We start from the raw sequence: 490 nt of genomic DNA, 5'->3' as shown, positions 1-490 counted from the left end.
GTATTAATAAGAACTATGAATACTATAATTTAATTCAACAAGTATTAGATATAGTAAAGTAATATAATATCGCTTGGTAATTTGATAAATTTTACAAATACGTATTGACATTTAATGGAATTTGTATTAATCTAATTCCAATATTAGTATTTGCTTATATACTTATGGAGACTTTTAATAAAAAGACTTATCTAGAAGAGAGGTGAAATCTAATGATCGAACAAGTTACAAATATTAATAAGACATATTCTGATTTTATAGACAGTGTATTTAACTCAGAGATTATATCCGAGAGAGAACAGGCTATGGTAGCATTAGCGGCAGTTGTTGCTTTTGAAGACGAAAGTGGAATTAAAAATGCATTATTAAATGCTAAAGCTGCTTCATTAACAAATGAGGAAATTGGTTATGTCATTTCTGTTGTAATAGCACTCAAAACAAAAAAGATTGAAAAATTAGCTTCTTTAAAATCGCATAGTGAGTCAAGTGA

1 protein-coding gene is annotated in these 490 nt (G+C 27.1%); it reads left to right on the top strand.

Translation table 11 applies throughout. The annotated features are described in order from the left end of the window. Positions 1 to 212 precede the first annotated feature (212 nt). Positions 213 to 490: hypothetical protein (locus ACW2QF_RS19475; RefSeq protein WP_455717677.1), on the top strand; the 278-nt coding region annotated here is incomplete at its 3' end.

Source organism: Anaerosporobacter sp., from assembly GCF_965301125.1.
The sequence above is the reverse complement of the archived record's forward strand: the minus strand, read 5'-3'. Positions and strand labels throughout refer to the sequence as shown.